This window comes from Rhodococcus baikonurensis (genome assembly GCF_040489275.1).
In the GTDB taxonomy this organism is placed as follows: domain Bacteria; phylum Actinomycetota; class Actinomycetes; order Mycobacteriales; family Mycobacteriaceae; genus Rhodococcus_F; species Rhodococcus_F baikonurensis.
In genome coordinates, this window is sequence record NZ_JBEUOQ010000005.1 from 309,026 (window position 1) to 328,993 (window position 19,968).

A 19,968-nucleotide genomic window follows, 5' to 3' on the forward strand; every position below is an offset into this window, starting at 1 on the left:
TCCATACTGTTTCCAGGAGTACTACTCGTATGTCGTTCTCGCGCAACACACGTAGGTTGACGGCCGTCGCCGGCGCCGTCGCCGTTCTGGCCGCTGCCGGCTGCAGCAGCAGCGCCGACGAGGCCACAGGCTCGAACGGCGCGACCGTCGATCGCGCCGCGACCGGCGAATTGTCCTCGAACGGTGGCGCTCGTCGCATCGACGGTGATCAGTCGGCCGCAGTGCGCGACGCCGTCAATGCCTCCGGCGCGAAGAACGTCATCCTCCTGATCGGGGACGGCATGGGCGACTCGGAGATCACAGCCGCACGCAACTACGCCGAAGGCGCTGCGGGCAGCTTCCCCGGCCTCGACGCCCTGCCGATCACCGGCCAGTACACGCACTACGCGTTGACCAAGGACGGCAAGCCCGACTACGTCACCGACTCCGCTGCCAGTGGATCGGCATGGTCCACCGGCACCAAGACCTACAACGGCGCGATTTCCGTCGACATCAAGGGTCAGGCCCAGTCGACCGTCCTCGAGATCGCCAAGGCGAACGGCAAGGCCACCGGCAACGTCTCCACTGCCGAGGTGCAGGACGCCACCCCCGCAGTGCAGGTCGCACACGTCAGTGGCCGCAAGTGCTACGGGCCGGAGGCAACGTCCAAGTCCTGCCCGGAGAACGCCATCGAGAACGGCGGCAAGGGGTCGATCAGCGAACAGCTCCTCGACACCCGAGCCGACGTCACCTTTGCCGGCGGCGCCAAGTCCTTCGCTGAGACCGCGAAAGCCGGTGACTGGCAGGGCAAGACACTCAACGAGCAAGCTGCCGCTCGCGGCTACCAGCTGGTGAAGAATGCCGCCGAGATGAACGAGGTCGGCAAGGCAGATCAGGATGCACCCGTGCTCGGCTTGTTCGCCGACGGCAACATGCCCGTCCGCTGGGAAGGCTCTGTCGCCACCCGTGACGGTTACCTGCAACCCGCCGAAACCTGCGTCGACAACCCCAAGCGAACCTCCGATGTACCCAAGCTCGCGGACATGACGCAGAAGGCGATCGACCTACTGAAGGTCAACGACAACGGATTCTTCCTCCAGGTCGAAGGTGCCTCGATCGACAAGCAGGATCACGCAGCCAACGCGTGCGGTCAGATCGGTGAAACCGTCGACCTCGACGAAGCTGTGCAGAAGGCACTCGAATTCGCGAAGACCGACGGAGAAACCCTGGTCATCGTTACCGCCGACCACGCTCACACCAGCCAGATCGTCACCAACGTCAGCGCGGACGACATCGCCACCATCGCCAAGGACCAGAACATTCCGGTCGAGCGCGCCCAGGAAATCGTCTACCCCGGACTGACCCGCAAGCTGACCACCAAGGACGGCTCGGAGATGACGATCAGCTACGGAACGTCCGAGGACCCGGCCGTCGAGTCCGAAGGACACACCGGAACTCAGTTGCGTGTAGCAGCTTTCGGCCCGCACGCCGCCAATGTCAGTGGCCTCACTGACCAGACCGATCTGTTCTTCACGATGACCGACGCGCTGGGTCTCGACCGTTCCAAGGTCGCAGCTCACTGATCCGACAACACCTGAATCAGCTCACCCACAGTCACACCAGAGCGGCCAAGGCGCGCACCCGATCTTCGGGTGCGCGCTTCGGGCAACTGGTGCACTTACCTTCACCGGGCACCTCGTAGATCAGGCAGCACGACGCCCGCTGCGTGAATCTGCGTCGCCCTGACGCCACCGGTGTCAATGGATTGGAAACGCGCACAACACTTTCATGACGGTCGACGTCGACGAAACGCGGAACCGGAATGCCCGGGTTCTCGCCCCGGAGAACATCGATCAGACCGGCCGCAAATGCACTTCCACGCTCCCTCGCGCTACCGGCTGCGTCAAGGCTCCGATTGGCGATGGAATCCGTCGTGATCGCCCACAGCGCCTGCTGCCGAACGCCGGACACCTCGGCGAGTACTTCGATCACGGGGCTGAGCGAGCGGAACATCGCGTAACCCAACTCCGCCACACTCCGCGAGATCGGAATGACCGATCCGGCAGCAAACCCGCCCAGATAGCCGTTGTCACGCAAGAAGATCCGCCCACCGTCCAACGATGGATCGGCCGCGAACCCGGTGACCATCCCGGTTCCGATCGGAATGCCGGTCAGCGTCGAGCTGGCCGAGTACCACCACAACGTGCCGTTCACTCGGCTGTCCGAACTCCCCCACCGCTCGGCCGTATCGGCGACGCGAGCTGCCAACCACTGGGGGTCGGTCATCAACACCGCGGGCACCGTATCCGGATATGCGGTCAGGTCGTCGAAGAACGGCACAGCTACCGCCATACGGGCGTAGATCCCGGCTATCGATTCCGTCATGCCAGCCCCAATATCTCCATCCGCGGGCGTACTCCGCGTTCGACTCGCGCCTTGATGCCGAAAACCTCGGCCAACAGCGGCTCGTCCAACACCTCGACCGTAGACCCACACGCGCGGAGTTCACCTTCGGTGAGCACGGCAAGGTTGTCGCAGTACTCGACTGCCAACCGTAGATCGTGCATCGTGACCACAACTGCGAGCCCCGCCGACGCCAGTTCGGCGAGCAATTCCATCACGATCAACTGGTGACGAAGATCGAGATGATTGGTCGGCTCGTCCAACAACAGAACCTTGGGCTCCTGAGCCAATGCGCGCGCTATCGAGACACGTTGCCGCTCACCGCCCGACAGAGTCGACACGTCCCGTCCGGCAAGCTCGACCAAACCGACCTGCTCGATGCATCGATCCACGATGGTTGTGTCACGATCCGTGCTTCGGTCCAACCAGCTGCGGTGCGGAGTTCGTCCGAGTGCGATCGATTCACGGACCGAAAGTCCTGCCGAGACAGTAGGTTCCTGAACACTTGCCGAGATGGTTCGGGCGATGTCCTTACGCGAGAGCGTCGTCGAGTCGGCTTGATCGATCAGAACTGCGCCACCTGTCGGAGTCAAAGCGTTGTAGCAGCAGCGCAGTGCCGTCGTCTTGCCACTGCCGTTCGGTCCGACCAAGCCCAATATTTCACCGGACGTCACTGCGAAAGTGATGCCGCGCAAGACTTCGCGGTTGCCGAGCCTCGCCCGGGTCTCGACGAGTTCGAGCAGAGGCGCAGCTTCGGCGTCCTTCGGGAGTGTCCCTGTTCTGGCCGGTGTCACTGTTCTGGCCGGTGTCACTGTTCTGATCTGCGTCACTGTTCGAGCCTCCGATACTGCCGGTAGAGCATCCAGACGAAGATCGGCGCACCGACGAGAGCGGTGATCACTCCGACCGGAACTTCAGTGGATTGTGCCACCGAGCGCGCAGCGGTATCCGCGGCAACCATCGCGACGGCGCCCAGCAGGGCTGCAGCAGGGAGCAGTCGAATTGCTCTGGTGCCAACGATGAAACCGGCCAGATGTGGGATCAGCAGACCGATGAATCCGATTCCACCGGCAACGCTGACTGCCGCGCCCGCCAGTACGGAGACCGCAAGCAAGGACAACACACGGAACCGACGGACGTTCATACCGAGTGCAGCAGCCCCGTCGTCACCGGTCTGCAAGACGTCCATCCACCGCGAACTGAACAGAAGCGCTGTGCCGACGACGACCAGCGTGATCGTCGGGAAGATCAGCGTCGACCATCGCGCATCACCGAATCCGCCGGCGAGCCAATGCATAACTCCAGTGATGTGACGCTCGTCCGCAATCACCAAAAGACAAAAGGTGATCAATGCCGAAAATATCTGTCCGAGTGCAACACCCACAAGAACGATCGCAGTCGGCTGCGGATACCGTCCACCAATCAGTAAGGCGAGGAACAACGGAATCATCGCCCCGATGAACGCTGCAACAGGAATCGTGAAAACGCCGAGCATTCCGGTTCCGATCCCCAGAACCGTCACCAAGACCACCATGAATCCTGCGCCCGACGAGACACCGAGCAGATATGGATCGGCAAGCGGATTACGCGTGACCGCCTGAGCGACCGCGCCCGCCATGGCCAACGAAGCACCCACCACCGCCGCGGTGAGTGCGCGGGGTAGGCGGGAGTCGATCACGATCGACTCCCGCGCCGCGGTCCACCACGTCTCGAAAGTCCCCGGCGCCAAACGAGCTCCGACTATCGCCCACACGTCACCGACGGGAATACGAACCGACCCGAAGGACACCGCCAGCCCCATGACCACGGCAAGCGCCACACACAGCGCTGCAAGCAAGGCGGTATAGCTGAAACGAGACCTGGTCACTGTGCCGGAACTACGCCCGGATGCAGACCCGCCGCGATGGTCTGGGCAGAGCGCAGCAGACGAGGGCTCTCGAAGAAGTCGTCGAGAGGAATGACCACAAATCGATTCTGTTGGACGGCTGGAGTGGTGGCCATGACGGGATGTGACTTCAGGAAATCGATCTTCGCTTGAGCGTTCTCAGATCCGTAGTCCAGGACTACGATCGCCTGTGGCGCGCGCTCACCCACGACCTCCCATGTGGTCTTGACATACGGGCGCTCACCCTCGGAGTAGATGTTCGTCGCTCCCGCATAACCAGCGACGAGCTGACCGACGCCCACTCCGCCGATTGTCGTCGGAACATCCTTGCCGCCGTCGTAGAAGAATGTCGGCACCGGCTGAGCATCTCCGACTGCCGCCTTCACCGCGTCGAGCCCTTGCGTTACCTGATCGGTGACCTTGGCTGCTTCGCCTTCGACTCCGAGGATCCTCCCCAACTGCTCGTAGTCGTTTTCCAGCATCGAGATGTCGGGGAATCCCTGGCCGCAGTACTCGGAGAACAGAAACGTGTTGATTCCGCGTTCGGCGAAGAGGTCCCGCGAGCGGCCTTCCTTCTCTTGAAATGCGCTACTCATACCTCCGACGACAAAATCGGGATCGAGATCGAGAATCTGCTCGGCGGTCGGGTATTCCTTGGCGAGGTTGGTGATCTTCGCGAACTGCTCGGCGGTCTCGGGTGTTGGTGTGCTGTCGCCGTACCCCATCCCGACGATGCGGTCACCGACGCCCATCTCGATGAGTACTTCGGTGACGTGATCGTTCATGGTGATGATCCGCTGGGGTGGCGAATCGAACGTCACTGGCCGATCGCAGTTCGTGATGGAAACCGGCTGTGCAAAGGATTCGGTGGTTGAAGAACCACCAGCCGCTTCGCCTTTGGAACAACCTGCCGAAACCAAGGCGACCGCGATGAGAACAGCGGCGGTGCGGGACGGGGAGAACTGAAGTGACACGGGGACCTCGTAAGGGCTCTGAGCCACGAATGAGAATCCGACAGACAACTCCGCCCGCACGCTGATCCTCGGCCAGAGCTCCTGCTGGACTTCCTTTTCGTAGACCACGACGAATGGATGTCGCACACCGCGCGGTGGGTAATCGGGCTTGCCGACGCTCGGTGACTACCGAGAATCGACCTACCGTTGCGGGTCAGCGCCGGATTCGGACCGGCTTCCCCCACACGCGTGGCTTGCAAGTGCTTCGAGCAGTATGCATGACGTTTCCGATTCAAGACCAAACGCCCACTACAGTCGATCTGGCCAGACACCCCCACACACCGGAGTTGATACATGACACGCTGGGCCCAAACCGTCGTCGCCCGGAAATGGTGGGTACTGAGCCTCGCGGTTCTGATTGTTCTCATCAGTGGGGTGTGGGGACTTGGAGTGTTCGGCAAGCTCAGCCAGGGCGGATTCATCGATCCGGGCAGCGACTCCGCGAAGGTCGCCGACATCATCGAAGACAATCTCGGCCCGCAGACCCCGGACATCATCGCGATCTACACGCCCACGGACGGTAAGTCTCTGGACGACATCGGCCCGGCAGTGACGGCCGCCGTCGACCAGTTCAAGACGGAAGTGCCGACGGCATCGGTGAAGTCGTATTGGGGAACGGACGCCGCGGCCAAGGCCAGTCTGCTCTCGAACGACGGTTCCATGGCGGCCGTTGCGATCACGTTGGCACCGGACTCGGGCGTCACACCGGCTACTTTCGCCGATCTCTTGCCGAAGCTCGAAGTCGATGGTGCCGAGGCACAATTCGCGGGTAATACGGTTGTCGGCGTCGCGTTCAACACCAAGCTGGAGAAAGACCTGGTGGTCGCCGAAGCCATCGCCATTCCGATCACTCTGGTACTGCTGGTCTTCATCTTCGGCGGCGTCGTCGCTGCTGCGGTTCCGGTGTTCGTGGGTGTTCTCAGTGTCCTGAGCGCGTTGGCGGTTCTGCGGATCCTCACGTTGATCACCGATGTGTCCTCGTTCTCGATCAACGTCGCTTCTCTTCTCGGGTTGGGACTGGCCATCGACTACGGACTGTTCGTTGTCGGCCGGTTCCGTGAAGAACTGAATTCGGGCTCGGACCCGGGAGCGGCTGCTCAGCGGACAGTTCTGACCGCGGGTCGCACCGTCATGTTCTCGGGTCTACTGCTGATCTGCGCGTTCAGCGGCATGCTTGTTTTCCCGCAGGCCGTCATCCGGTCTCTGGGCTTCGGTGCGATCGCTGCAGTACTGAGCGCGGCAGTCCTGTCGCTGACCGCTGTGCCTGCGCTGCTTGCCATTCTGGGGCATCGCATCAACGCCCTGACGTGGCGCAAGGATGCGGCGCAACGCGGCGAGGAACGCTCGCGCAAGTTCTGGGGCCGCGTCGTCACGTGGGTGATGAAGCGTCCGGTCGCGGTCTCGGTGACGATCGTGGCCGTGCTGCTCGTGATGGCCTCGCCCCTGCTCGGCGCCCGTTTGGGAGAACTCTCGTACACCGCACTGCCGGACAACGACCCCGCTCGCGTCGCAATGGACACGTTGGTCAACGACTTCCCGCAGACCGGAAACGGCGCGACGATGATCCTTCAGGCCGAGGACGGGAACACTCTCACCCCGGCCGAAGGTGCAGCGATCGCCGAGTCCGCCGGTCAGGTCGAGGGCATCGGTCAGGCGACCGTCGTCGCGAGCACCAATCAACTGATCGCGGTTCAGGCTCTCTACAGCGAGGGCTCTACACCCCAATCACAGAGCGCCGCAGTGACAGATTTGCGCGAGATCTCCGCTCCCGACGGAACGGTGCTGCTTGTCGGCGGTGGTCAAGCCATGGTCGACGACGGCAACAACGCCGTCCTGCACTGGTTGCCGGTGATGATCCTCATCATGGTCGGATCCACCTTGATCCTGTTGTTCCTCGCGTTCGGTTCGGTGGTGCTACCCATCAAGGCGGTGCTGATGGCCGCACTGAGCCTCGCGACCACCTTCGGTGTTCTCACCTTCGTCTTCCAGGACGGTCACGGCGTCGAACTCCTCGGGGTCAGTCAAACTCCGCTGGAAGCGACGTTCGTCGTGCTCATCCTGGCGGTGGTCTTCGGATTGTCCACGGACTACGAGGTTTTCCTGATGTCACGGATGGTCGAGGCCAAGAACGCGGGAGCGACGACGGAGGAAGCAGTCAAGTTCGGAACCGAACGCACCGGCCGCATCGTGACGGCCGCCGCCCTCCTCCTGATCGTGGTGACGGGGGCCTTCGCGATGTCCGGGTTGTCGGTGATGAAGTTCCTGGGCGTCGGCATGATCGTCGCGCTGATAGTCGACGCGACCATCATCCGCATGTTGCTCGTGCCCTCACTCGTGAAGTTGATGGGCGAAGCGAATTGGTGGGCTCCCGCGTGGATGAAAAAGGTCCACGCGAAGGTCGGCATCGGCCACTGACCGTGACTGGGCCATGTCGCTGGAGAGTGCCTGGGATCCTGCGGAGAGTCGTGTTTGACTAGGGGTCGTGGATGACTTACCCGAGAGTGTTGTGGTCGGCTCAGCAGCGTTTTCGCGAGTCGACTCGGACGATTCGTTGGCGTGCTGGACATCTATCATCGATGTCCAGGGGGTCGGTGACTCCAGGCCGGTGAGTCTGGTTATCGAGCCGGCCACCGTGCCGGAGTCGGCGGTGCGTGAGCTCGCTGCGACCGTGATCGCCCGGTTCGGTGAATTTGCCGAAGTCGCCGCCGATTACCTGCGTCAACAGCTGCGTGAGCCACAGTTCGGCCTCGCCCACTCCGAACTTGTGGAGTTGGACGTCACGGAGTCACTGTTCGGCGAACCTGAGGCGGTGATCTGGGCTGACGGAACCTGGCTGCTGCGGTTCGCTGAGTCAAGGCTCGAGATGGCCGATCCTTTCGGGATCGGTGTTCTGTTCGCGGGAACGACCCCGTATGCGGTCGAGGACTTGTCTGGCGCTGAACCGGTCTAGGTTTGCCGGCCTGGCCACGCCATCGCCTCGACGATGGTGCGCCGGTCTACTGGCGGCCGGCCCGTGGCCTTCACCCCCTCGGACCAACAGCCGCCGCATCTCATCCGAAATCACGTAACGCGATGCAAGGAGGGCACACCCCACTGCGCCCGAAACTCTTCAGCAACAGGACATAGTGGATTTCCCTGATTGGGCAGTCGTCCTCGAGGATGACTGCCCGATCGCCTAAATCGCTCCGCAGGGCGATGTTCTCCGAAGCTGATTTCGTCAGACTTGGAGCATGACAATTTTCGAATGGATCCTTGCAATCCCCGCCCTTGCACTTGCCGTCGCGTTCTTGTTCTCCGGAATCATCACCGCGGGCATCGACTTCGACACCGAGGACGGTGTCATGACGCACTGATGGTCGTTTCCCTCTAGCCGTCGATCTTACTTTGGAGTAAGTTACCGACTATGGCCACTTACATCGTCACAGGCGGTACCGGATTCCTCGGACGAGCCGTACTGCCGCTCCTGCTCGAGCGTGATGAAACCGCCCAGATCCACGTGCTGGTCAGAGCCGGTTCCGTCGCCAAACTCGAAGAACAGGTGTCGGCGATTCCCGACGGCGATCGGGTGCATCCACTCATCGGAGATCTCACCGAGCCCGAGCTGGGGATCGACTCTCCCCCGCTTGCCGACCACGTCCTTCACCTCGGGGCGATCTACGACATCACAGCCGGAGACGAGCAGGCTTCGACAAATGTCGAGGGCACACGCTCCGTGGTCGAACTTGCCGCGAAACTGGGAGCCACACTTCATCACGTGTCATCGGTCGCAGTCGCGGGCGACTATCCGGGCACCTTCAGCGAGACCGATTTCGATTGCGGCCAAGGCTTTCCGACGCCATACCACCGAACCAAGTTCGAGGCCGAGAAGCTCGTTCGAGAACGAGAAGGCCTCACCTGGCGCGTCTATCGACCGTCTGCCGTTGTCGGCAACTCCGTCACCGGAGAGATGGACAAGATCGACGGTCCGTATTACTTGTTCCCCGGCCTGGCGCTACTCGCGAAACTACCTGCAGCACTACCTGTCCCGATCCCCAACCTCGGCGCAACCAACGTGGTGCCGGTCGATTACGTGGCCACTGCCCTCGTCGAGTTGATGCATGTGCCCGGCCGTGACGGCGAAGCGTTCCATCTCGTCAATCCGAAACCTCAACCGGTACGCGAAATCTATGCCGGCCTCGCCAAGGCGGCAGGAGCGCCGCGGCCCGCACTCAGCCTGCCGGGCGTGATCGCCAAACCCTTTGTCTCGCCATTGCCGATCGACTCGGCAGAATCGGCACGAAAGGTCTTCCTCGATCGCATCGGCATGCCTGCAGCATTGCTCGACAACATGACGATGGCGCCGACCTTCACCTCCGAGAGAACCGTTGCCGCCCTCGCCGGATCAGGCCTGACGGTCCCCGAGTTCGGGTCGTACTCGACCGTGCTGTGGAAGTACTGGCGCGCAAACCTCGATCCCAATCGCGCACGTCGCAACCATCCCGAAGGACCACTTGTCGGTCGGATGGTTTTGATCACCGGCGGCTCGTCCGGAATCGGCAAGGCCTCTGCCATCGCCGCCGCCCAGAAAGGCGCCACAGTTCTCCTCATCGCACGCCGCACCGACGAACTCGAGGCCGCGGTACAGGAGATTCGATCAACCGGAGGCAAGGCGTTCGGTTATCCCTGCGACATCACCGACGACGAGTCGGTCCAGCACACGATCAAAAGCATTCTGGCAGAACATGATCACGTGGACATGTTGGTCAACAACGCCGGCCGATCCATACGGCGCGGCATTTATCATTCCACCGATCGTTTCCACGACTACGAACGAACGATGGCCGTGAACTACTTCGGCGCTGTGCGATTGGTGCTCGCATTGTTGCCTACCATGCGTTCTCGCCGCTTCGGCCACATCGTGAACATCAGCAGCGCGGGAGTCCAGGCGGCAACGCCTAGATTCTCTGCCTACGTGGCGAGCAAAGCCGCCCTCGACGGCTTCTCCGACGTGGCTGCCTCCGAAACCCTGGCAGACGGAATCACTTTCACGACCATCCACATGCCGCTGGTCGAAACGCCGATGATCGCTCCGACCGGCGAATACAACAACGGCCCGATCACCAGCCCGGAGAAGGCTGCGGCAATGGTGATCCGCGCGCTGATCGAACGCCCCAAGCGCATCGATGTGCCGTTGGGAACTCTGGGTGATCTGGGAACCCTGTTCGCACCGCACACCAAGGACCGGATTCTCAACCAGATGTACCAGGCCTTCCCCGATTCTCCGGCGGCAAAGGGTCAGGTAGACAAGGAAACCCCGTCAGACGTTCCGGCAACACCGTCGCGTCAGCGCCATTCACGCTCGCGCATCCGCAAACTCGGCCGTCGTGCTGCCCGACTCGTGCCCGGTACGCACTGGTGACCGGTGGTGTGACTTCGTCTCGGAGCGTTTCGGCAAGAGGAACGGATCTGTAGGTTCAGTCGGCGAATCCTCACCGGGTCACGCTGACAAAAGCAATCAACCGCCAGTTGCACAGGGTTCCGTATCGGTGCCTGCCCCCGGGACCACCAGACCAGACTCGTAGGCGATGACGACAGCGTGCGTCCGATTCTGAGCACCGAGCTTTGCCAGCACGTTCCCGACATGCGTTTTCACTGTCTCCAGGCTCACAACCAGAACCTGAGCAATATCCGAGTTGGACAGCCCGGTGGCCATCAACCGCAATACCTCTTCCTCCTTTGCTGTCAGCGCTGCATTCGGGAACGCCTCAGCGGAGACCAACGGGCGGGGCGTAACCATCCGGCGTAGCGCGGCAGGGAACAGGATCACTTCGCCCGCCGCCACCACACGTACTGCCGCTGCGATCTGCGGGACTGGGAGCCGCTTCAGCACGAAGCCACTCGCGCCCGCACTGAGTGCGGCCGTGACGTAGCCATCGTTTTCGAAAGTGGTGATTACCAAGACTTTCGGCGGTTCGGTGCACTCGGCCTGGAGGTGCCGAGTTGCCTCTATTCCGTTGCGCAGCGGCATCCGCACGTCCATCAGCACCACATCCGGACGAAGTTGCCGCGAAAGCTCCACTGCTTCGATACCGTCGGAAGCCTCGCCGACGACCACAATCCCGGGCTGAGCTGCGAGCAGCATACGCAGGCCGCTGCGGGTAACGTCGTCGTCATCCGCAATCAGCAGGGTGACTGGCATGCTTGCAGGGTTGGAGGCGTCCTCACTCCAATTGGCTTCGGTCATCGTGCCACGCGTACCGGCAACTGAACACTCAATCGCCAGCCCTGGGCTCCGTCCGGTCCAGCCTTGAACTCACCGTTCAAGAGTCGCACGCGCTCGGCCAAACCTGCCAGGCCGCGCCCTGATCTTCGAACTACGTCTGCCTTTCCCCCGGTCACTGCCCCGATGCTGTTGACCACTCTGAGCTCGACGCTCTCCGAGCCGACTGCCACCGTGATTTCGATCGGCCCGCTGTCCCCGTGCCGCAGAGCATTGGTCGTCCCCTCTTGCAGGATCCGGTACGCCGCGCGAGAGAGTGTCCCCTGGATCTGTGAAAGGTCACCCGACAGGTTCACCTCCACAACCGCCCCCGCATGCCGCAACCGATCAATTAACGCAGGCAAGTCCGACAGCGTCCGAGAAGGTACAGCCCCAGGCCTCTCCTCGCGAAGTACACCCAGTACGTAGTCCAGGTCCTCGAGCGCTGCCCGTGTCGACTCCTCGATGCTACGCATGGCGGCCCTCGCGGCGGCAGGATCGGAGGCAAGCACCTCGCCGGCCACCGCCGCCTGGATCGTGGCGGCGGTGAGCGTGTGTCCGATCGAGTCGTGCAACTCGTGAGCGACCCGATTACGTTCGGCCAGTTGCAGTTCACGTTCTTCCGCCAGCGCGAGCCGTTCAGCCGTGGACGGCCCCAACAGTCGTGGCGCCAGCCATCTCAGCAGTGTTGCCACCAGGACACAAATTCCTACCGCAAGCAGGAGGCAGCCGGCCGCCACGACCCAGGTCCATCCACCCGTCACGTCAACCGACGTATCGAACAGACTGATTCGCGCCGTGCCGCCGAGCCAGTTCCCCGGGAGCGAAATCCCCATGATGAAAAGGACGCTGGTCGCGAGCGCCGCCAGCCAACCCACCATGACATGCAGGACAATCCAGAGCGGGGCCCGCCAGCGATCAATGTCCGAGAGGTTGGGAGTACGGTGTCCGAGCGCTGGACTCGGCAGCGACACCTGCAGCAGTCGGCGGGCAGAAACAATGAGCGCGCGTCGCACAGGATGCACCAGGCCGAGTGCTCCTACCAAAGTCACCCATATGAGCAGGACCGAAAGCACCCGGACGAACTCGGGTGCGGATTGCCACGCGAGAGCAGGCAACATCGCTACCACCAGAAGTGGCAGGCTTGCCAACACACCACAAAAGGCGAAAAGCACAGCTGAGTATGTAGAGCCCCGCATCAGCGGTCTTAGTCCTGTGATCATGATTCGACAAGTATGACTGGGCCGCTCGGCGATGGCCTCCCCCGATCGAGGGAGATGGTTTTCCCGCGTCGGAGCGATGCGCGACCAATCCTCCAGCAGACAGGATCGTGTCCAGACCTATCAATCTCTCCAAGGAGTTCTACTGATGCGCCGCCACAGTCGACAGGGCCAACCTCCCTCACCCCAAAGACACAGCCGGAAACGGCACCGCGCCCTCTGTTCCGTCGCAATGACTCTCAGCGTGGTCACCCTCGGTGCGTGCTCGTCGTCCGCCGACACCGCCGCTGCGCGGCACGATGCGGTTCAACGCTCACTCGACGCAATGGTGAGCGAGGACGGACTACCCGCCGCCCTCGCAAGCATCCAAGACCGAAACGGCAACTCCCACAACTACACCGCAGGAGTCGGTGACCTGACCACCGGATCAGAGGTACCGCACAACGGCCAGATACGAATCGGCAGCAACACCAAAACGTTCACCGCAGTAGTGGTCCTGCAACTGGTCGCCGAAGGAAAGATCGAACTCGACACCCCCATCGAAACCTACCTACCCGGACTCGTCCGCGGAGACGGGATCGACGGCCACAACATCACCATCCGCCAACTCCTCCAACACACCAGCGGACTCCCCAACTACAGCAACTACCTGGAAGACGAAGTCCGATATTACGACCCACGCGAACTTCTCGACATCGCGCTCGAACATCCTGCCGACTTCGCCCCCGGAACGAGTTGGAAGTACAGCAACACCAATTACGTCCTCGCCGGCCTAGTCGTACAGAAGATCACTGAAAAACCCCTCGCCGAGGAGATGAACCGGCGAATCTTCGCGCCGATCGATCTGCAGCACACATACTTTCCTGAACCATACGACGAGAAGATCTCGGAACTTCACCCCCGCGGCTACTACCGGGAGTCATCGGACGCGCCTCCCGTCGACATCACAGAGATAGACCCCTCGTGGGGATGGGCCGCAGGGCAATTGATCTCCACCACCTCGGACCTCAACCAGTTTCTCCACGCACTCCTCGACGGACGACTGCTCCCCGCAGCCCAACTCGACCAGATGCGCACTACCGTCCCCGCGGAGGAAACCTTCGGACCCGATGCCCGCTACGGACTTGGATTGGTCAGCCGCCCGCTACCGTGTGGCGGCCTGTCCTGGAGCCACGGCGGCAGTTTCCCTGGATACGAGACACGCGGGGGCGCTACCGACGACGGACGCGAAGCGAACATCGCGGTCAGCATGCAAGTAGTCGACGACGCCACCCGGAGAAAACTCGAACACGCGGTGGATATCGCCCTTTGTCGCTGAGGCCTCCTGTCAATCACCAAAGGCCGCCTACTCCGAAATAGCTCGTCAAACCGACAGTATCGGCCGCGAGACGCCGGACTCCGAGGTGCAGCCAGCTACACCCCGTACGCTCCGGCACGCACCACCGAGAGACTGCACTTCGCACCATGGAGGACGCGTACGCACGTCAATACTGTTCTCTGCATGTGGAACTCACCACGAGATTCGACGAACAGGAGACCACAACCAATGACCACCCTTCGACGTCGCCCCCTGCTCACCGTGCTTCCGGCAGTCACCGCTGCAGCCCTCTTATTGGGCGTGAGCGGATGTGGTGACACCACTGACTCCACTGATTCCACTCGGCAAAGCGACGCTGCCGTGCAACAGGCGCTCGACGGCGTCATCGAGCAGGGGATCCCCGGCGCACAACTCGTGATCTCCGACCCGTCGCGGGGCACTCGCATCATTCGTGCAGGAATGGGAAACACCGCCACCGGCGAGCCTATCCCCGATGATGCGCGGGTCCGAATCGGCAGCAACACAAAGGCCTTCGTCTCGACCGTCGTCATGCAACTCGTCGACGACGGACTGCTCGACCTCGATATGAGCATCGAGCACTACCTGCCCGGAACGGTCGTAGGCAACGGGAACGACGGCAACCGAGTCACCATTCGAGATCTCTTGCAGCACACCAGTGGACTGACGGACTACCTCGCCGCCGGCGGAGCACGGCCGGAAGACATCAAGCCCGGCCAGCTGCTGGTGGGGACAAGCGCACAACCACCGGAGCACTTCTCCCCCACTGAACTGGTCGATATCGCGATGTCTCTTCCACCCGGCCCGGCAGCCAAAGACAAGGCTGTCTATTCGAACACGAACTACATTCTGCTCGGGATGCTCATCGAGAAGGTCACAGGACGCCCTGCTGCGCAGGAGATCACCACCCGCATAATCGATCCGCTCGGACTGATGGACACCTATTTTCCCGCCTCCCGCGAGACACAGATCCGCGGTTCTCATGCACAGGGCTATCACCCGATTGACGGCTTTCAGGTCGATGTCACCGATGGCGACGTGTCGTGGGCCGACACCGCAGGTGCGATGGTCGCAACGGGCGCCGACCTCAACACTTTCTTCACGGCTTTGCTACGCGGCGATCTCGTCTCGAATGACAGGCTCGCCGAGATGAAACACACCGTGCCGTTCGACAGGAGCCCGCAGGACAGCTACGGACTCGGACTAGTCCGCGTGAACAGCTCCTGCGGGAAGGAGATCTGGGGTCACGGCGGCGGAATTCCCGGCTTCGGCACCTCGGGCGGAGTCGATACCACAGGACGCGCTGTGACTCTCACCCTCAATCGCATCCCGATGAGCGAGGACGCCTTCGTAGCAGCACAGCGAGTTGTCGACGCAGCGATGTGCGAGAAGTGAAGGAAACATGTTCGTGCACGACTTCGCACGCAACATCGAACAACAATTCTTCCCGAGCGAACGATGTCCCGAACCCTACCAATCCTCAGGAGTTCTACTGATGCGTAACAATATTCGAAAGGGCTTCCCTTCCTCAGATCGCCGGCAGGACCGCAAACGGCACCGGACCTTTTCGGTCGTTGCCGCGGCGGCCCTCGGTGCCATGACGCTGGCGTCCTGCTCGCCGTCATCCGCCCTCAGTCCCGATACCGTCGGTTCTTCCTCCACCGAGTCCGACGCGGTTCAACGCTCCCTCGACGCGCTGGTGAGCGAGGACGGACTACCCGCCGCCCTCGCAAGCATCCAAGACCGAAACGGCAACTCCCGCAACTACACCGCAGGAGTCGGTGACCTGACCACCGGATCAGAGGTACCGCGCAACGGCCAGATACGGATCGGCAGCAACACCAAAACCTTCACCGCAGTAGTGGTCCTGCAACTGGTCGCCGAAGGAAAGATCGAACTCGACACCCCCATCGAGACCTACCTACCCGGACTCGTCCGCGGAGACGGGATCGACGGCCACAACATCACCATCCGCCAACTCCTCCAACACACCAGCGGACTCCCCGAGTACGGAATACACGTCAATGACGAAGAGATCAGATACCGCTACGCTGACCCCCACGATTTGCTCGACGTCGCGTTCCAACACCCCGCCGACGCACCGCCCGGAACGAGTTGGGGGTACAGCAACACCAACTACATTCTGGCCGGCCTACTCGTACAGAAGGTTACCGGCCGCCCCCTCGCCGAGGAGATGAATCGACGTATCTTCGCGCCGATCGGCCTGCGCGACACCTACTTCCCATCCCCGGGAGACATGACCATCCGGGGTCCCCATCCCAAGGGATACCACCGCACCGCACCAGACAGCCCACTGAGTGACGTCACAGAGATGGACCCGTCGTGGGGATGGGCCGCAGGGCAGCTGATCTCCACCACCTCGGACCTCAACCAGTTCCTCTACGCGCTACTCGACGGACGACTGCTCCCCGCAGCCGAACTCGACCAGATGCGTACCACCGTCCACGTCGGCGGGCCCACTGGACTCGAGTACGGCCTCGGCCTCACCAGCAGGACTCTCTCGTGCGGCGGGGTCTACTGGGGCCATGGCGGCGACATAGTCGGTTACGAGACCCGCGGCGGCATCACCGACAACGGGCGCGCCGTAAACCTTGCGGTGACTGCTCTTCCCTCGACTGCGTCCGCCACGCAACACGTCGTAGACACCGTGGACAGAGCTTTGTGCAGTTAAAGCTCTGGTGACAGCGTCACCCGGAATCTCACCCGAGTGACACTGTACCGCCCGACGAAACATTCGGTCGGTTATTGGCCGAACGGACCAATGCGGCCAACGTGTCCGCTGCCACACTTCATCAGTCCATGCGGCACAACGCAATTCAGGAGACATGATGAAGTCGGAACGCGCCACAGTTGAGGAACCCTCGCATAGCGGCGGCAAGTCGATACAAAACATATTGGACAACAAGTCAATTCGTCGAACAACGACTATGACTGTTGGGCTGCTCAGTACGATCTGGATGATCGACATGATAGATCGCGTGATGATCGGGCTTGCACTGCCGATGATCGGAGACGAATTCTCCCTCAGTAATACGCAATTGGGCGGAGTCGTGTCGATCTTCGCCATCTTTTACATGCTCGGGCAGGTCCCCGGCGGCATGCTGGCCGACCGATTCGGACCCCGACCACTGTTGATCGTTGCGTTGATCCTGTGGTCGGTGTTCACCGCACTGACAGGATTCGCCTGGGGACTCGTCTCGCTGATGGTCATGCGTGCGATGTTCGGGCTCAGCCAGGGTCTCTTCCCAGCAGCGTCGTTCAAAGCTCTGGCTGAGCGAACCCGTCCGAAAACTCGCGCCACGGCCATGGGCTTCATGATCGGTGCAAACAACCTGGGCCCCGGCATCGCACCATTGATCATCGCCCCAGTTCTCATGGCCGTCGGTTGGCGGGACGCATTTTGGCTGGTGGCCATAGTCGGCGCCGTGATCGGCACAGTCGTCTGGTTGGTGCTCCCGGCGCCGTTGGACACAGAGATCACGGAAGATCCGGAGGCCGCACTGCAACCGCTCGCCAGTGAACACTCACGCGCCGCGGTATTCAAGTCCGTTTCGGTCTGGAAGTTCGCACTTCTGTTCTGCCTGGCCAACATGGCCGGATATGGGCTGTTGACCTGGGTGCCGAGCTACCTCCTCAACGAAAAGGGGCTCTCGCTGATCGATACGGGAATCTTCGCGGCGATCCCGTTCATCGTCACGGCATTGGCCATCGTCGTCGGTGGACGTCTGGTGGACAAGTACTTTCACGACAGCGCGCGCATTCTGCTCGTTCCGTGCATGGCCACCTCCGCCATTCTGCTGTTCTTGATGACTACCACCGATACCGTCGCGATGTTCACGTTCTATCAAACCCTCGCGATGGGCGTCAGCGGACTGTGCTCGATGTCGATCTTCGCCCTCCCGTTGCGGGCATTGCCTGCCGAATTCCTCGGTTCCGGAATGGGTTTGATCAACGGTTGTGGACAGCTTGCCGGTTTCATCACCCCCCTCGTGATGGGATGGATGGTGGACCAGTTCTCGTACATGGCCGCGTTCGGAGTCCTGGTCGGCGCGACGGCTGCGGCGGCTTTGGTGGCCATGATCGTTCCACAAACCCCGGCGAAATTCTGAGGGCTCTCACGTGGTCCGGCGAAGTGGCCGCTGAAGGGTCGTTCCCGGCAGTGGCCGCTTCGCCGATCCGGAGCTGACCCCGGTGCCAGCTCGTCACCTCACTGCATCGAACCCGTTGCGCGAGCGCCGAAGTGCGCGCCCTGCAAGCTTCCCCGTCGGCACCCCGTCCGACAGTGCCGGTTGCCCATTGACCACAACGTGCCGCATTCCGGTCGCATACACTCTTGGGTTGTCGTATGTCGCGAGATCCTCTACCTGCGAGGGGTCGAAGATCGCCAGATCGGCGTATCCCCCTGGCGCAATGTAGCCCCGCTTCGCCAAACCGAAGTTTTCAGCAGGAAGGCTGGTCATTCGGCGAACGCATTCCTCGACTGATTGCCCGCCAATGCCGTGGGTGTAGCGGCTCAGAATACGGGCGAAAGTTCCGAATGAACGGGGGTGGACGGGTTGCCCCGCGAAAAGGGTCTCCGTGCTTTGAGCATCGGCATCGGAACCAACCGAAACCCAGGGACGCTCGAAGGCAATTCGCGTGTTGTCCTCCGACGCAATGAAATAGGCAGCTTCGGCTGTGGGGAGAGCGTCGAGAACAGCCAGTATGGTGTCTACCGGGTCGTGATGCCCCATCCTCCGAGCAATAGATCCCAGAGCTTCCCCCGCTCGGATCCCGAGTGCCGGTACCTCGGACAAGATCGTCACCCCATCGGCACCTCCGGACGCAGCGTAGAGATTCTCCCAGTCCTCGTCCTCACGATGGATCCTCTCGCGGATCTGGTCTCGGACACCGGTCGAGTTCAGGTGCGTGCGCCCGGCCGTCGTGTCACGACACCGAAACTCCGGTGGCAACGCGGCACTGAGCAGCGTGTTCCCCGCCTCGTACGGATATACGTCCGCGGTGATTCGCACACCGTCCTCGCGAGCCGACTCAACCAATTGCAAGGCATCGGACATTTTGTGCCAGTGCGACTTACCAGCAACCTTGAGGTGATAAATCTCCGCACGCGCTCCTGTCGTGCGAGCGATGTCGATCAGTTCCTCGATGCTTTCGAGGAACCTCTGCCCTTCACTTCGAAGATGGCAGATATGGACGGCATCATGCCTGGCGAGCACCCGCGAAAATGCTCGCAACTCGCCGGTATCCGCATAGCTTCCGGGTGGATAGATCAGAGCCGAACCAACTCCGAGAGCTCCATTTTCAAGCTCCTCGTCGAGCAGGGTGCACGCGTCGGCCAGCTCTTGTTCGCTCAACAGGCGATTTTCCACACCCGCAACCACCATGCGCAGATTCGCTGCGCCGACGAAGCTCGCCACGTTGAAACCGACGCCGTCCGTCTCCAAGGATTCGAGAAAATCGTGCAACCTCGGCCAATGTGATTGCACCCCAGATGGAATCGCACCCAATCCGAGCATCGCCGGAGTCATCGAACCCGCGACCGGTCCGAGAGACACGCCTTCACCGAAGACCTGGGTTGTGACCCCCTGATACAAGTCCGACAATCCTCGCGGGTCTTGCTGCAGCGTGAGGTAGCTATGACTGAGCACATTCACAAAACCGGGAGCCACCATGCAACCGCGAGCATCGATGTCGATCGCCCCCGACACAGCACCGATCGTTCCGACTTCCACGATCGTGTCACCCGCGATCGCAACATCCGCTTTCCTGGGCAGGCTCCCTCTACCATCGAGCACAGTCCCGTCCCGAACGATGATTGTTGGCAGCATCACGTCTCCTCCACGGTGGCCTTGCTGTCGCGAGATGCGACCCTG

At 61.8% G+C, this 19,968-nt stretch carries 16 protein-coding genes and 1 riboswitch; of the genes, 9 read left to right on the forward strand and 7 right to left on the reverse strand.

The window, feature by feature from the left end:
- Positions 1 to 29 precede the first annotated feature (29 nt).
- Positions 30 to 1,562: an alkaline phosphatase gene (phoA, locus tag ABWI03_RS14820; RefSeq protein ID WP_124566500.1), complete on the forward strand. Its 1,533-nt coding sequence runs from the start codon at positions 30 to 32 to the stop codon at positions 1,560 to 1,562.
- Positions 1,563 to 1,593: 31 nt separating this feature from the next.
- Here phoA and ABWI03_RS14825 read toward each other — a convergent pair whose 3' ends face one another.
- From ABWI03_RS14825 to ABWI03_RS14840, 4 genes are read right to left on the reverse strand one after another with little or no spacing between them, the layout of a single operon-like run.
- On the reverse strand, positions 1,594 to 2,364 hold the full coding sequence (locus ABWI03_RS14825; protein WP_298778487.1) for a (2Fe-2S)-binding protein: 771 nt from the start codon (positions 2,362 to 2,364) through the stop codon (positions 1,594 to 1,596).
- Entirely contained in the window at positions 2,361 to 3,194 is an 834-nt protein-coding gene (locus ABWI03_RS14830; protein ID WP_298778777.1) for an ABC transporter ATP-binding protein, read from the reverse strand. Before ABWI03_RS14830 ends, ABWI03_RS14825 begins: the two co-directional genes overlap by 4 nt.
- 14 nt (positions 3,195 to 3,208) lie before the next feature.
- Positions 3,209 to 4,249: a FecCD family ABC transporter permease gene (locus ABWI03_RS14835; protein ID WP_298778490.1), complete on the reverse strand. Its 1,041-nt coding sequence runs from the start codon at positions 4,247 to 4,249 to the stop codon at positions 3,209 to 3,211.
- Positions 4,246 to 5,241, reverse strand: a complete 996-nt coding sequence (locus ABWI03_RS14840) for an ABC transporter substrate-binding protein (RefSeq protein ID WP_298778780.1) — start codon at positions 5,239 to 5,241, stop codon at positions 4,246 to 4,248. Before ABWI03_RS14840 ends, ABWI03_RS14835 begins: the two co-directional genes overlap by 4 nt.
- A gap of 116 nt (positions 5,242 to 5,357) precedes the next feature.
- Positions 5,358 to 5,505, reverse strand: a riboswitch (cobalamin riboswitch).
- A gap of 69 nt (positions 5,506 to 5,574) precedes the next feature.
- Here ABWI03_RS14840 and ABWI03_RS14845 point away from each other — a divergent pair.
- From ABWI03_RS14845 to ABWI03_RS14860, 4 genes are all read left to right on the forward strand, one after another.
- On the forward strand, positions 5,575 to 7,695 hold the full coding sequence (locus ABWI03_RS14845; protein WP_298778494.1) for an MMPL family transporter: 2,121 nt from the start codon (positions 5,575 to 5,577) through the stop codon (positions 7,693 to 7,695).
- Positions 7,696 to 7,885: 190 nt separating this feature from the next.
- The gene (locus ABWI03_RS14850; protein ID WP_298778497.1) at positions 7,886 to 8,230 is read left to right on the forward strand and encodes a hypothetical protein; all 345 of its coding nucleotides are present in this window, start codon (positions 7,886 to 7,888) and stop codon (positions 8,228 to 8,230) included.
- A 280-nt stretch (positions 8,231 to 8,510) separates the two neighbouring features.
- Entirely contained in the window at positions 8,511 to 8,633 is a 123-nt protein-coding gene (locus ABWI03_RS14855; protein WP_019747629.1) for a hypothetical protein, read from the forward strand.
- 50 nt (positions 8,634 to 8,683) lie between these two features.
- A complete protein-coding gene (locus ABWI03_RS14860) occupies positions 8,684 to 10,678 on the forward strand; it encodes an SDR family oxidoreductase (RefSeq protein WP_298778506.1) in 1,995 nt (664 codons plus the stop codon).
- Between the two features lie 96 nt (positions 10,679 to 10,774).
- Here ABWI03_RS14860 and ABWI03_RS14865 read toward each other — a convergent pair whose 3' ends face one another.
- Positions 10,775 to 11,458: a response regulator transcription factor gene (locus tag ABWI03_RS14865; protein ID WP_206029477.1), complete on the reverse strand. Its 684-nt coding sequence runs from the start codon at positions 11,456 to 11,458 to the stop codon at positions 10,775 to 10,777.
- 41 nt (positions 11,459 to 11,499) lie between these two features.
- On the reverse strand, positions 11,500 to 12,672 hold the full coding sequence (locus ABWI03_RS14870; RefSeq protein ID WP_244993285.1) for a sensor histidine kinase: 1,173 nt from the start codon (positions 12,670 to 12,672) through the stop codon (positions 11,500 to 11,502).
- A gap of 298 nt (positions 12,673 to 12,970) precedes the next feature.
- Here ABWI03_RS14870 and ABWI03_RS14875 point away from each other — a divergent pair, with 298 nt between their 5' ends.
- The 4 genes from ABWI03_RS14875 (at position 12,971) to ABWI03_RS14890 (ending at position 18,204) form a co-directional block, all read left to right on the forward strand.
- Positions 12,971 to 14,056 carry a serine hydrolase domain-containing protein gene (locus tag ABWI03_RS14875; protein ID WP_298778527.1) on the forward strand — a complete coding sequence of 362 codons (1,086 nt, stop codon included), beginning with the start codon at positions 12,971 to 12,973 and terminating at the stop codon, positions 14,054 to 14,056.
- Positions 14,057 to 14,284: 228 nt separating this feature from the next.
- The gene (locus ABWI03_RS14880; protein ID WP_298778529.1) at positions 14,285 to 15,469 is read left to right on the forward strand and encodes a serine hydrolase domain-containing protein; all 1,185 of its coding nucleotides are present in this window, start codon (positions 14,285 to 14,287) and stop codon (positions 15,467 to 15,469) included.
- A 100-nt stretch (positions 15,470 to 15,569) separates the two neighbouring features.
- The gene (locus tag ABWI03_RS14885) at positions 15,570 to 16,766 is read left to right on the forward strand and encodes a serine hydrolase domain-containing protein (protein WP_298778531.1); all 1,197 of its coding nucleotides are present in this window, start codon (positions 15,570 to 15,572) and stop codon (positions 16,764 to 16,766) included.
- A gap of 286 nt (positions 16,767 to 17,052) precedes the next feature.
- Complete coding sequence (locus tag ABWI03_RS14890; protein ID WP_223304655.1) at positions 17,053 to 18,204, forward strand: MFS transporter; 1,152 nt, start codon at positions 17,053 to 17,055, stop codon at positions 18,202 to 18,204.
- 93 nt (positions 18,205 to 18,297) lie between these two features.
- On the opposite strand, the gene ABWI03_RS14895 is transcribed toward ABWI03_RS14890, so the two are convergent.
- Positions 18,298 to 19,923 carry an N-acyl-D-amino-acid deacylase family protein gene (locus tag ABWI03_RS14895; RefSeq protein WP_298778536.1) on the reverse strand — a complete coding sequence of 542 codons (1,626 nt, stop codon included), beginning with the start codon at positions 19,921 to 19,923 and terminating at the stop codon, positions 18,298 to 18,300.
- Positions 19,924 to 19,968 lie beyond the last annotated feature (45 nt).